This window comes from Bartonella sp. B17 (assembly GCF_053795755.1).
Window position 1 is genome coordinate 129,192 of the sequence record NZ_CP200032.1, and the last position, 13,188, is coordinate 142,379.

General features: G+C 37.5%; 11 protein-coding genes. All 11 read right to left on the minus strand.

Going from position 1 to position 13,188, the window contains the following annotated elements; translation table 11 throughout:
• Positions 1-57: 57 nt before the first annotated feature.
• Positions 58-894 carry an outer membrane protein gene (locus V4B18_RS00680; RefSeq protein ID WP_455475943.1) on the minus strand — a complete coding sequence of 279 codons (837 nt, stop codon included), beginning with the start codon at positions 892-894 and terminating at the stop codon, positions 58-60.
• 332 nt (positions 895-1,226) lie between these two features.
• On the minus strand, positions 1,227-2,060 hold the full coding sequence (locus V4B18_RS00685; protein WP_455475944.1) for an outer membrane protein: 834 nt from the start codon (positions 2,058-2,060) through the stop codon (positions 1,227-1,229).
• Positions 2,061-3,174: 1,114 nt separating this feature from the next.
• On the minus strand, positions 3,175-3,795 hold the full coding sequence (locus V4B18_RS00690; RefSeq protein WP_455475945.1) for a ribonuclease D: 621 nt from the start codon (positions 3,793-3,795) through the stop codon (positions 3,175-3,177).
• Positions 3,796-5,184: a dipeptidase gene (locus V4B18_RS00695; protein ID WP_455475946.1), complete on the minus strand. Its 1,389-nt coding sequence runs from the start codon at positions 5,182-5,184 to the stop codon at positions 3,796-3,798. It lies immediately after the preceding gene.
• Positions 5,185-5,257: 73 nt separating this feature from the next.
• On the minus strand, positions 5,258-6,133 hold the full coding sequence (mutM, locus tag V4B18_RS00700; RefSeq protein ID WP_455475947.1) for a bifunctional DNA-formamidopyrimidine glycosylase/DNA-(apurinic or apyrimidinic site) lyase: 876 nt from the start codon (positions 6,131-6,133) through the stop codon (positions 5,258-5,260).
• 36 nt (positions 6,134-6,169) lie between these two features.
• Positions 6,170-7,417, minus strand: a complete 1,248-nt coding sequence (locus V4B18_RS00705) for an aminopeptidase (RefSeq protein WP_455475948.1) — start codon at positions 7,415-7,417, stop codon at positions 6,170-6,172.
• A 31-nt stretch (positions 7,418-7,448) separates the two neighbouring features.
• Positions 7,449-8,300: a cell wall hydrolase gene (locus tag V4B18_RS00710; RefSeq protein WP_455475949.1), complete on the minus strand. Its 852-nt coding sequence runs from the start codon at positions 8,298-8,300 to the stop codon at positions 7,449-7,451.
• Between the two features lie 549 nt (positions 8,301-8,849).
• Complete coding sequence (phoU, locus tag V4B18_RS00715; protein ID WP_455475950.1) at positions 8,850-9,563, minus strand: phosphate signaling complex protein PhoU; 714 nt, start codon at positions 9,561-9,563, stop codon at positions 8,850-8,852.
• A gap of 21 nt (positions 9,564-9,584) precedes the next feature.
• Positions 9,585-10,343 (minus strand): phosphate ABC transporter ATP-binding protein PstB, encoded by a 759-nt coding sequence (pstB, locus tag V4B18_RS00720; protein WP_455475951.1) that lies wholly within the window; start codon positions 10,341-10,343, stop codon positions 9,585-9,587.
• 44 nt (positions 10,344-10,387) lie between these two features.
• On the minus strand, positions 10,388-11,677 hold the full coding sequence (gene pstA, locus V4B18_RS00725; protein WP_455475952.1) for a phosphate ABC transporter permease PstA: 1,290 nt from the start codon (positions 11,675-11,677) through the stop codon (positions 10,388-10,390).
• Positions 11,674-13,134, minus strand: a complete 1,461-nt coding sequence (gene pstC / locus V4B18_RS00730; RefSeq protein ID WP_455475953.1) for a phosphate ABC transporter permease subunit PstC — start codon at positions 13,132-13,134, stop codon at positions 11,674-11,676. The genes pstA and pstC overlap by 4 nt, the downstream gene beginning before the upstream one ends.
• Positions 13,135-13,188: the final 54 nt, after the last annotated feature.

The window sequence follows — 13,188 nt, forward strand, 5'->3', positions numbered from 1 at the left end:
TCTGTCTTTGACAGAGCTTCTTAAAAAATTTTATTTTTAATCTAGCCTTCGCTAAAATTAAAACTTGTAAGCTATACCAACGCGGAAATCATTGGTTCTGTAATTAGCTTCATATACATCGCTTGCAAATTTCATTTTACCAAAATCCGAGTAACGGTATTCTGCGCGCAAAATAACATTATCAACCATTGCAAAATCAACGCCAGCACCAAGAGTATAACCAACCATTGTCTTTGTCTGATCATACACTGTACCAGACACTTTTTTACCTTTATCAGCTGCTATTACTGTAACCTTGTCAGTACCTTGCACCTCTGCATAAGCAATACCACCAGCAACATAAGGCATCACACGATCAGCGACGGCAAAACCAAGGCGTACCCGTGTAGCACCAGACCACTTTTCTTTAAAAGTAAAATCATCATCTCTGTGGCTACCAGAAACAACGACTGTTGATATATCATCTTTACCGGAAACATCAGTAGCCTTACCAAAATCCTCCACAAGGATTGCAGCCGTATCATCAAGTGCAACACCTGCAGAGATTTGTTTTGCATCTTCCCGATTAGCCCAAACTAAATCTGTTTCAACACCCAAAACAAAACCATTTCCAAGATCAACATTGGAACCTGCATAAATACCAGCCATGAAACCTGAAAATTCAGGTGTTCTTGCATCAGAAAGATCTTTGTTTCCTTTTAATGACTTTATCTTAAGATCACTAGAAAGATTGCCAATTTGACCACCAAGATAAAAACCTGTCCAAGAAAATGCAGGGCTAAAAGTAACAACTGCCGCTGGTTCTTCTTTAGATACCATAATATCAGCAGCTTGCACTGCGGAAGCTGAAACCAAAGCGATAACAGAAGTTGTCATTAAACATTTTATATTCATAATTTGCTCCTAGATTAATTTATGTGCGAGTATTATACGGCTACGCAAAAAAAATCTGTAGTAAAAATGATACATACACAAAAAAAAGGTTATGTTTAAAATGTAACCTCTTATCAATTTAATTTTTCTATACATTAAAACATGCTAATTATATTTATGTATAAATCATTGACTTGATTTAAACTCAAATTTATCTTTTATGTGTCTCTTGTTGCCGAGATTTAAGTAACTATATTTTGTACGCACAATAACATTACTCTATGGTAATTAAATCATAAAAAAGAGCTTTGCCAAAGACAAAGCTCCTTAATAATTTATAGATCTATAATGCATTAAAATTTGTAAGCTACACCAACGCGAAAATCATTGGTTTTGTAAGTAGCTTCATATATATTCTTTGCGAGTTTCTTTTTACCAAAATCTGAGTAACGATATTCTGCACGCACAATAACATTATCAGTCACAGAAAAATCAATACCACCACCAAGTGTATAACCAACCAACCACTTTGTTTCATCAGACAGGTCACCAGAAGCGATGACTTGATCTGTATCCTTTCCTTTTACATATATCGATGTAACATCGTGAATTTGTGTGTATGCAATACCACCAGCAATATAAGGCAAAATACGATCAGCAGCAAAACCGATGCGCACTCGCGTAGCACCAGCCCATTTTGCCTTAAAAGTGAAATCATTAAATTGTTTATCACCAACTTTGATGTCATCTTTTATATCAATTTTAGCATCTTCCAATATCTGAATAAGTTGATCTTTATGATCTTCTTCATCAATTTTTTGTGCTGAGATTGTCTTAGTGTCACTTTTATCAGCCCAAACAATATCTGTGTCAACACCCAAAACAAGACCATTGCCGAGATCAACATTGGAACCTGCATAAAAACCGCCCACAAAACCAGAAAATTTAGGTAAAGAATCCTTATTAATAGGAATTTTATTTTCTTGCTCTAAAAAATCCATTTTCATTTTACTTGAAAGATTGCCAACCTGACCACCAAAATAAAAACCTGCCCAAGAAAAAGCGGGGGAAACAATAACTGGTGTAATTGTTGTAGGCTCATGGCGAATCATAACATCCGCTGCCTGCACTACAGAAACCGAAGCTAAAACAAAAGCAGAGGCTGTTATTAACCATTTCATATTCATAATTTATCTCCATAGCTGATATTTGAACACGCAGCCTCATATAGAGCCACAACTACGGATGTCTGTAGTAAAAATAACACACTTATTAAAAACAAAGCCTATTAAGAAAATTCGATCCACAATCTATGCCGAAATCACCACCCCATCATCAAATCAAACTCTCTTAATACAAAATTATACGAAGCCTGCGCAATAACACTCACGTGCAGATAACTCCCTCTTATTGCAAAAGGCAATTATCAAACAGATTACCCAACCTCAAAATAACCATAATACAACATCTTACACACTGTCTCTCATTCACTAAAAGCTCACCGGACTTCGTGAAGAAGACTTGGTTATTCTACCCTTTTTAGCCGAAATCTGGTCCCCTACTTCCTTTAGATGAGTATGATACAAGTACCAACCTAGCAATCTCTTTCTTGTTATTGTTAACATAAGAATTCATTCGAAAAGCTTCACTAAAAAAACTGCTAAACTATTGAACAAAAAAGTAAAATTTAAAAAACCATGGAAGAAACTTTTTCTAACTTTTGAGCAACTATATATGCGAACTTTTCTCAGAAGCAGAAACCGAAGAAAAAACTGCAATATAAGCTATAATAAAACACTTCGTACACATAGGCTTCCCTCCATGTTTATATCCATAATGGATTTACATAACGGATCCTCTTCTAATTTCTTATAAGAAAACAACAATAATTTATAAATAAAAAAAACGCCCCAAAAATGCAATGCACAACCTCCTATAAAATTAAACCACACGAATGTTTTCTCTTTACCAATATAACCCCCTCAAGCATATATACAAAACCCTCACGGCAGCATCATTGCCCATATTTTTCTGCCACCACTTCCCTATAAAAATATTTATTTTTTCTTGTTGTATATAAAAAAAATTACAACACAAAAAAGCATATATTCAGAAATGCATTTTCATTATGTTATCTTCAAATTAAACAGCGCCTACTACATAAGAATTATACGATAAAACGCTATCATTAAAAAATAGACAAAGAAACAAAAAACACCCATCCCATATATAAATGGACAGGCATCTTGTTTTTTGCATCAACAATTTTTCTACCATTCGATTAAAAGCGATTTTTAAAACTCAGCTGTGCGCGAAAATATCAACTTCTGGCCACCCCAAAAGATCAAGTTTTGCTCTCATCGGCAAAAATTGAAAACATGCCTTCGCAACATTTTCCCGCTCTTCACGTTTTAAGCGTTCTTCAAGCACATCTTTTAAACGGTGCAAATATAAAACATCTGATGCCGCATATTCAATTTGCGCACGCGATAAAGTTTCCGCAGCCCAATCAGAAGATTGTTGCTGTTTAGAAATATTTACATTCAACAATTCGCTACAAATTTCCTTCAACCCATGACGATCCGTGTAAGTACGAGTAAGTTTTGAGGCAATCTTTGTGCAAAAAACAACATCTGGCATAACGCCAAATGTATGCGCTAAAATAGCAAGATCAAAACGCCCAAAATGAAATATTTTAGTGATTGCCTTATCTTCAAGTAATTTAACCAAATTGGGAGCACTCTTTTGCCCTTTAGCAATCTGCACAATGTCAGCAGTACCATCTCCAGAAGAAAGCTGTACAACACATAAACGATCACGGTGCGGTTGTAACCCTAAAGTTTCTGTATCAATCGCAACAGAATCGATTTTATAATTGTCCAAGTTTGGTAAATCACCTTGATGAACACGAATATCTGTCATCTATCCTCCTATTTTTGCTAAAGTTGCAAGTATATGAGCCCAAGACCGCTGCCCCTTATGAAACGATTTTAAATTGTATTTTTCATTAGGCGAATGAATACGATCATCATCCAGTGCAAATCCAACCAAAACCGTTTCCATACCAAGAATTGACTGAAAGTTTCCAACAACCGGAATCGAACCACCCATAGCAGTTAGTAAAGCTGGATTGCTCCATTCTTGTGATAAAGCATCTTTCGCTGCCTTGATAAAAGGTGAATCATAGGGAAGTTGAATCGCTGGAGAAGCACCATGCTCCTTAAATACAACTGTACAGTCAGCAGGAATAAAACTTTGCACATAATCACGAAAAGTTTGACGTATTTTCTCTGGATCTTGTTTATGCACTAAGCGAAAAGAAACTTTTGCACTTGCTTTAGAAGCAATAACTGTTTTGAATCCCTCGCCTTCATAGCCGCCACTGATGCCATTAATTTCTGCGGTAGGACGAGCCCATATTTGTTCTAAAATACTCCGCCCCTTTTCACCAGCAGGAATGGAAAGACCGACAGGATCCAAAAATGTCTCAGCGTTACAATTAAGCTCATTCCACGACTGCAAAATATGCGGTGGTGTTTCTTCCACACCATCATAAAATCCAGGAAGAGTCACTCGACCATTTTCATCATGAAGTCCAGCTAAAACCTTAGCTAAAATACGAATAGGATTGGCTGCTGGTCCTCCAAAAGAACCAGAATGTAAATCACAACTAGCTGCTATAACAGTGATCTCTTCTCCCAAAATACCCCGAAGACCAACAGCAATTGATGGTGTATTTGCATCCCACATTGCTGTATCGCAAACTAAAGCACAATCAGCCTTTAATTCATCAATATTTTCTTTTAAAAAAGGAATTAAAGAGGAAGATCCACTTTCTTCTTCTCCTTCAAACAAAACAGTAACTTTAACAGGGAGCTGTCCAGTTTCCTTTTTAAAGGCACGACATGCTTCAATAAAAGTCATAAGTTGGCCTTTATCATCTGAAGCACCACGCGCACAAATAACCTTTTCTCCCCCTCGTTCTTTTAAAGAAGGTTCAAACGGATCATCTTCCCACAAATTCAGTGGATCAACAGGCTGAACATCGTAATGTCCATAAAAAAGCACATGTAAACAATTTTCTGAAGCACCTGGGTGATGCCCAACAACCATTGGGTGGCCAAGCGTGTCACGACGCGAAGCATTAAAACCAATACTTTTTAAATCTTCCACTAACCAATCCGCGGTTTTGCGACAGATATCCTTATAGGAAGGATCTGTAGAAATTGACTGGAAACGTAAAAGAGAAAAAAGGCGCTCAAGACTCTTTTCTATATTCTCATCAAGATGTGTCAGTACTTTACTCAGCATAAAACCCTCTCAAGCCTTGTACAATTGCAAGTGTGACTTTAAGCTTCTTCTTAAATTTTTCAAGCCACCTTATTCACTTTTGACATTGTGGACAGTAAAAACTTGAACGTCCTGACTGTAAAATACGCACTATAGACATCCCACATTGCAAACATTCTTTCCCCTCGCGACCATAAACTGAAAACGTGTGCTGGAAATAACCAAGTGAGCCATCGACATGCATATAATCACGTAAAGAAGATCCACCAGATAAAATTGCTTCAGAAATTACGTTTCGTATATTTTGTGCTAAAGAATCTGCAAGTTCACGTGCACGAGTAGTTTTTAGTGCCAATGTAAATGCACCACGCTGGGGAGATAAGCGACTACGCCAAAGCGCTTCACAAACATAAATATTTCCAAGACCCGCAACAATAGACTGATCCAGCAAAGCGCCTTTGAGAGATTGTTTTTTATTCATAAAAGACTTTTGTAAATAATGACCAGAAAACGCATTACTTATAGGCTCAAGACCTAACTTCCTTAAAAGCGGATGTTCATAAAGCCTACCTGTGTCCACTAAAAGCATAAATCCAAAACGACGAGAATCATTATAAGTGAGACGATAAACTTTGCCGTTCTTTGCCTGAACATCCATTATAAAGTGATCATGCACAACAAATTTTTCTGCAAGAGAACATTCTTTTCCTAAAACTCTATCTTCTATACGCCAAGATCCTGACATTCCTAAATGACTTAAAATCGTTTCATCTTGTGAAAGATAAAACAACAAATATTTCGCGCGCCGACCAAGCTCTAGAATCATCCTCCCCACAAGCCGTTCAGAAAACGCTTCTGGAAAAGGAAACCGCAAATTTTGACGATTAAGTGTAACTGATAATATCTTTGCGCCCGTTAAAACCGGATCAAGCCCACAACGAACCGTTTCTACTTCAGGAAGCTCTGGCATCCATTTTTCCAATGATTAAGCATTTACAAAAAAATATTAAGCCCATTCACCTTTGCGAAATATAGGAATTTTTGTGCCATCCTGCGTAATGCCATCTATATCAATTTCACCTGACCCAATCATCCAGTCAATATGGATCATACTTTTATTACCACCACGTGCCACAATCTCTTCTGCTGTTAGGGATGCACCGCCTAGAAAGCACTTAGAATAACATTGCCCTAAAGCAATATGACATGCGGCATTTTCGTCAAATAATGTATTATAAAAAAGAAGATTGCTCTTAGAAATCGGTGACGAATGCGGAACAAGAGCAACTTCGCCTAATCGACTTGCTCCCTCATCGCTTTGCAAAACCTTTTGCAAAACTTTATCCCCCTTCAAAGCACGTGCATCAACAACACGTCCCGCTTCAAAACGCATCTCAATATTATCAATGAGTGCTCCTTGATAGGAAAGTGGCTTCGTCGAACGAACAAAACCTTCAACCTTATAAGCATGAGGAGTCGTGAACACTTCTTCTGTTGGAATATTAGGATTACAGACAACACCATTTTGAGCCACTGATGCACCACCGTGCCATTCATGGTCATCTGCCAAACCAACCGTTAAATCGGTACTCGGCCCCGTAAAATGCAAAGCAGAAAAACGCTGTTCGTTAAGCCAAGATGACCTTTGCTTTAAAATTGCATTATGCGCGTTCCATATACGCACTGGTTCATCTTCTGTGACACGTGAAGCCGCAAAAATTGCATCGGCTAACTTCTTAATTGCTTCATTAAGCGGCAAAGAAGGAAACACCGCTTTAGCCCATCCTGCGGTTGGATATGCAACTATCGACCAGTTCATAGCAAAATTAGATACTTCTTTAAGCGCAGGCTGATACGCTATCGAAGTAGCCTTATTTAAACGCGCAATCTTATTTAAATCTTGGTTAGAAAGCAAAAAAGGATCATCACCAGTAATTGCTAAGCGTGCAGCACCATTTCTAAAAGCCTTTGCCATTCCTTCATAAAACCAAGAAGGCGCATAATCAAAACTTGCATCATGTGCATTTTCAAAGCGCATAAGCGACAATACATCATCACTAAAAAATGGTGTAACCACACCAGCGCCTGCCTTATAAGCATGATATGCAATGCGCCGAACAAAAGGTAAAGCGACAACTGGAGCAGTCAAAATAAGATGTTGCCCCTCTTGCAAATTAAGCCCTATTCTTACAGCAACTTCTGCAAGACGATTAAGCATTTCAGGTGAAATTTCCTCATAAATGTCAAGGCACATTACCAATACCCTTTCCTTGATTATGAAAGAATTACCGGTTTCTGTACCGTTCTTCCAACATCGCAACAACTGCATTTAACTGATCAGATGAAGGCATAGCATATGCCACAACTGATTTTGTTTCTTTTTTCTGATTTGTGCGATCAGGTGCAAATGTGGGGATAGGAACCTTATCAAGTCGCACAACAATAAGAGGCTTGGTACGCGCCTTATTCGTCTGCGCTACATTTATTGCAAGAGATGTATTTTGTTTTGCCTCTACCTTTATTCCACTACTTGCTAAGTCTACATCCATAAAACTCGGCGCATTGCCAGCGCGTTCTTGAGCAAAAGCAAAAGCGACATCATAAGGGCGATTATTAGCAGGAACTTGACGCGAACCATCACGCGCACGCCTTTCATAAAAAGCATTGCCTCCTGCAACATGAACATAATGCATGTTTTTATAAGGGAAAGTGTAGCCAACAGTATGAAAAAACATAGCATCTTTAACTTTCTTATCCCGTTCGCCGCGTAAAACAGCATCAGCAGCCTCTTTAACACGTGCAACAGATGCTGGTTCAGTCATAGGACGCGTCAAAACACCGGGAGCAAACTGCTTGTGTTGACCAACAACACCACAAATCGTCTTTGGATATGCACTTGAATTAACACGATTCATAACAACCGTCCCAACCGCAATCATTCCTTCACGACTTGTACGGTTTGATTCAAAATACATTGCCCGCATAAGACATTGACGCTCAGTCAGTGGATAAACTACGGCTTTTGCTTTCTTGTTGTCATTTACTTTTCTAAAACTCAAGTGATTTAAGGTACATCCCCCAGTAATTAATGATGCTAGGCAGAAAATCATAAAAATAGTAAAACGATCTTTTTTCATTTTATGCAACACATTTCCATGTCTTTTAAAGATTCAAACAAGATGTCATAAAAGACATTTATGTGAAAAGAAAATAAAAAATTCTTAATTAATGTCATAAAATATACAAAATTTCTGTACGATTTTAAGAATCACTTAATATAACCTCTAAAAATACCATCAAAATTTAAGATAGTCTCCGCTTTAACACACAACATGAGACTACACCATTTATTTTAATATCAAGAGATTAAAAACTAAAACCATCACGCTAATATTAAAGTTACAGATAAGAATATTCCCTTCAGCACAAATTTTAATAAAATGATCAAAAAGAAGCTCTTCCTTTGGTTAAAACGTAGATAATAATATCACCCTATATTCAAACATACCAAATCAAAAACTTAAAAATTTGTAATACTAAATTTTAAAAATCTTTTTTACTTCTTTATCATCATCCATAACATATACGTACATCACATCTCTTCTTTGGTTATACTGAAAAAAGTTCGCAATATCTCCTGTCACCAATAAAAATCATTTTTATATATCAAATACTTAATCCTTAATCTATTTTTTTCTTATCCCAACCTTGTATGTAAGATCATCGCGAGGACGATCAGCAGACATATGACAACCTGTTATGATATAATGCAGTGTTTCAGCAATATTGGTAACATGATCACCAATACGTTCAATATTTTTTACACAAAAGAGCAAATGCGTACAAACCGTTACATTGTGCACATCTTCTGCCATATAAGCCAAAAGTTCCCGAAAAAGAGCAGTATAAAGAGTATCAATTTTATCATCACGTTCACGTACGGCATCAACATGTTCCAATAAGCGACTTGTATAAGCATTCAAGACATCTCTCAGCTGATTGAGTGCCAAAGCTGTAATCGTTTCTAGTCTACAGTAAAAGGCTGCGGGTTGACGAGCCTCTGAAATAGCAACCATACGCTTAGCAATATTTTTGGCCATGTCTCCAATCCGCTCAAGATCAGCAGATATGCGAATAGCACCAACAATTTCACGCAAATCAACAGCCATCGGTTGACGCTTACAAATAATCGTAATTGCCTTTTCATCAATGTCACGTTCTGCTTCATCCAAAAATAAATCATCAGCAATAACTGTAGTAGCAAGCTGAAGATCATTATGTACAATTGACACAACAGAACGTTGAACCATTTTTTCAGCGTGTCCCCCCATTTGCATAATCTTTGATTCTAAATATTTTAATTCTGCGTCATAAGAACGGACAGTATGGTTCATAGACATACCTTACACTCCTCAATTCATTTATCCAAAACGCCCTGTAATATAATCTTGTGTACGCTGCTCTCTTGGTGAAGTGAACATCATTTCAGTTTTACCAACTTCTACCAAGTGTCCCAAATGAAACATCGCTGTATATTGAGAAACACGTGCGGCTTGTTGCATCGAATGTGTCACAATAACAATTGTATACTTTTTCCGTAACTCATCGATAAGTTCTTCAATACGTGCTGTTGCAATTGGATCAAGTGCTGAACAGGGCTCATCCATTAAAATAACCTCAGGACTAACTGCAATAGCACGCGCAATACACAAACGTTGCTGCTGCCCTCCTGATAAACTTGTTCCTGCATCATGAAGACGATCTTTTACTTCTTCAAATAACCCTGCTTGCCTTAAACTTTTTTCTACTACATCATGCAATTCTGCACGCGATTTAACTAAACCATGAATTCGTGGCCCATAAGCAACATTCTCAAAAATAGATTTTGGAAAAGGACTTGGCTTTTGAAAAACCATACCAACTCGCGCGCGTAATTCTACAACATCAATACGCGAATCATAAATATCTTTCCCATCCAAAGTAATAAAACCTGTTATTTTAGCACCTTCAATCGTATCATTCATACGGTTAAAACAACGCAAAAAAGTCGACTTTCCGCAACCTGAAGGACCGATTAAAGCAGTAACTTGATGCTCAGGGATGTCAAGAGTAATGCCATGGAGCGCTTTTTTCTCTCCATAAAAAACTTTCACATCCTGACCACGCATTTTAACTTTCATTACAGAATTTACCTTATTTTAGAGCACAAATTTTATCGAAGTTATTAACGCCGTTCAAATCGTCGGCGTAAAAAAACGGCAATAATGTTCATGATAATAAGAAAAATCATCAATACGATAATAGCACCCGATGTCTTTTCAACAAAAGCGCGCTCTACTTCACCCGCCCACATAAAAATTTGAACCGGCAAAGCTGTTGCTGGATCCATTGGCGTAACGGGAATATTTGCAACAAAAGCAACCATTCCAATCAAAAGTAAAGGTGCAGTTTCACCCAATGCCTGAGCCACACCAATAATCGTGCCAGTTATAATGCCAGGTGTGGCTAAAGGAACAACATGATGAAAAACTGCTTGTGTTTTCGACGCTCCCAATCCTAAAGCCGCTGCGCGAATAGAAGAAGGAACAGCCCGCAAAGCAGAACGCGTCGCAATAATGATTGTTGGTAGTGTCATAAGAGCTAAAACAAGTCCACCAACAAGAGACGCTGAACGCGGTAAGCCAAAAAAATTAACAAAAACAGCAAGCCCTAAAAGACCAAAAACAATTGAAGGAACAGCTGCAAGGTTATTGATATTAACTTCAATAAAATCGGTAAACTTATTTTTAGGTGCATATTCTTCAAGATAAAGAGCCGTTGCCACCCCTATTGGTAGCGAAACCATTAAAACGATAGCTATCATATAAAAAGAGCCAATTATAGCAACACCTAATCCCGCAACCTCAGCGCGACTTGAAGCACCAAATGTAAAAAAATTAAAATTAAATGTTTTATAAAGCGCACCATCATGAGCCAAACGTCTTATCCATTCTACCTGACGATCAGAAACTTTACGGTTTTTCTCTGCAACACGCAAATCAATCTGCCCTTTATAAGCAGAATCAATGTCTGCTGAAGCTAGGATTGTAATTTTCTGCGTTGTTCCAATAAGTTTTGGATTCTTCATCACCATTTCACGCAATTGAACACGCACACTGCTTGAAAACATACGATTAATTTCACGCATTAAAGCTCGGTCATTTTTATCCAAATCAAATTTTTTTGCCAAAGCATTACGCACAAGAACCGGATAATTCGCCGTTATTAATATCTTTGGATCTATTTCACGTTGACCATTTGGATCGATAACCTTTTCATCCAAATAAACCGATAACGTTATTTTGCTTTGAAAAAAAGCTGTATAACCCTGACTGATGACAGACCATAAAAGAGCAAATAAAAAGAAAAAACCAATAAAAATAGCAATTAAACCATATGCTCGGAAACGACGTTCAGCCCGATGTCTACGTTTGAGACTAACATTGCAACGATGCGAAAAAAAAGCCTCACTCATTCATATTGTTCCCTATATTTCCGCACAATATAAAGTGCAAAAATATTCATAAAAAAAGTTATAATAAAAAGAGTCATTCCCAAAGCAAAAGCAACAAGAGTTTGTGGAGAATTAAACTCAAAATCACCCGTCAATTGATTAACAATCTTAACTGTCATTGTAGTCATTGCATCAAACGGATTAAAAGTTAAATTTGCCGAAACACCTGCCGCCAAAACCACAATCATTGTCTCCCCAATTGCGCGTGATGCTGTCAACAAAATTGCTCCTATAATCCCTGGAAGCGCTGCTGGTATCACAACTTTTTTAATCGTTTCAGATTGCGTTGCTCCTAAACCATAAGATCCTTCACGCAAAAAATATGGAACAGCCGTGATAACATCATCTGACAAAGAAGAAACGAAAGGGATCAACATAATTCCCATCACAAATCCAGCAGTCAAAACACTTTGAGCCATAATAAAACCAACACCACCAGAGAGAAAAACAGAGAGATCATGTAAAAATGGCCCGATAATCTTTAAGGCAAAAAAACCATAAACAATAGTTGGAATACCAGCAAGAATTTCCAACAAAGGCTTGACAATCGACCGCAATCGAAACGAAGCATATTCAGCCATATAAAGAGCTGAAAATAATCCTATTGGAACAGCAAAAAGCATTGCTATAAGCGCAATATAAAGCGTTCCAGCAAGCAACGGTATTAAACCAAATTGCCCCACTTCATTTCCTGAACCACTGACCGAAAAACGTGGATCCCAAACCGTTCCAAAAAAGAAATTTGAAAAGGATACTGACTGAAAAAAATTCATCGTCTGAAAAAACAGAGAAAATGCAATTCCCACTGTCGTTAAAATTGCAATGATAGATGCACCAATCAATCCAGTAACAATAAAACACTCAACTTTATTGCGTGCACGCCGATGTGGAGAAACTTGCATAATTCCCAAAATAAAACCAACGAGGGAAATTATAAAAAACAAGCCATAACCGATAGATTGCAGCTTTTCAGAAGAGGAATACCATAATTGTGCTATCCTTAACACATCATTAGGTGCCTCTTTTGGCAAAACAACCCCTTTCGTCAACAATTGCGCTTGCACTTCACTATATGATGCATTAGCAAGATTTTCCTGAAAATGATGAATATTTTTGGATAGACTACGGATAATCTCCAAAATAAGATCAGAGTTAATAACCTCTGCCACGCGCGTACTATACGCTTTTACCTCTCGTGCAGCACTATGCTCTAAGTAAACTGTGCTCCCACTATCCCAAAAAATTAAAAAAATAAAAGCTGGGACAACAGCCATCAAAAATGTCCACCAGCCATAATAATACGCACGAGAGTGCATCTTACACTGTGCGTATTCAAGATAACGAGCTCGTATATAAGAAACGCAAAAGCCAATAAAACCAAAAATCAACAATAGAAAAACAACAAAAGAAATGCGCATATCATCTTTCAGTTTTTATAAACACGCAGCACAATAAACTCCTATACTGCAAAT

Coding starts and splice junctions, on each gene's coding strand:
- mutM (WP_455475947.1), bottom strand. CDS start 6,133: ATGCCAGAGCTTCCTGAAGTAGAAACGGTTCGTTGTGGGCTTGATCCG.
- V4B18_RS00690 (WP_455475945.1), bottom strand. CDS start 3,795: ATGACAGATATTCGTGTTCATCAAGGTGATTTACCAAACTTGGACAAT.
- pstA (WP_455475952.1), bottom strand. CDS start 11,677: ATGAGTGAGGCTTTTTTTTCGCATCGTTGCAATGTTAGTCTCAAACGT.
- V4B18_RS00680 (WP_455475943.1), bottom strand. CDS start 894: ATGAATATAAAATGTTTAATGACAACTTCTGTTATCGCTTTGGTTTCA.
- V4B18_RS00685 (WP_455475944.1), bottom strand. CDS start 2,060: ATGAATATGAAATGGTTAATAACAGCCTCTGCTTTTGTTTTAGCTTCG.
- pstC (WP_455475953.1), bottom strand. CDS start 13,134: ATGCGCATTTCTTTTGTTGTTTTTCTATTGTTGATTTTTGGTTTTATT.
- V4B18_RS00705 (WP_455475948.1), bottom strand. CDS start 7,417: ATGTGCCTTGACATTTATGAGGAAATTTCACCTGAAATGCTTAATCGT.
- V4B18_RS00695 (WP_455475946.1), bottom strand. CDS start 5,184: ATGCTGAGTAAAGTACTGACACATCTTGATGAGAATATAGAAAAGAGT.
- phoU (WP_455475950.1), bottom strand. CDS start 9,563: ATGTCTATGAACCATACTGTCCGTTCTTATGACGCAGAATTAAAATAT.
- V4B18_RS00710 (WP_455475949.1), bottom strand. CDS start 8,300: ATGAAAAAAGATCGTTTTACTATTTTTATGATTTTCTGCCTAGCATCA.
- pstB (WP_455475951.1), bottom strand. CDS start 10,343: ATGAAAGTTAAAATGCGTGGTCAGGATGTGAAAGTTTTTTATGGAGAG.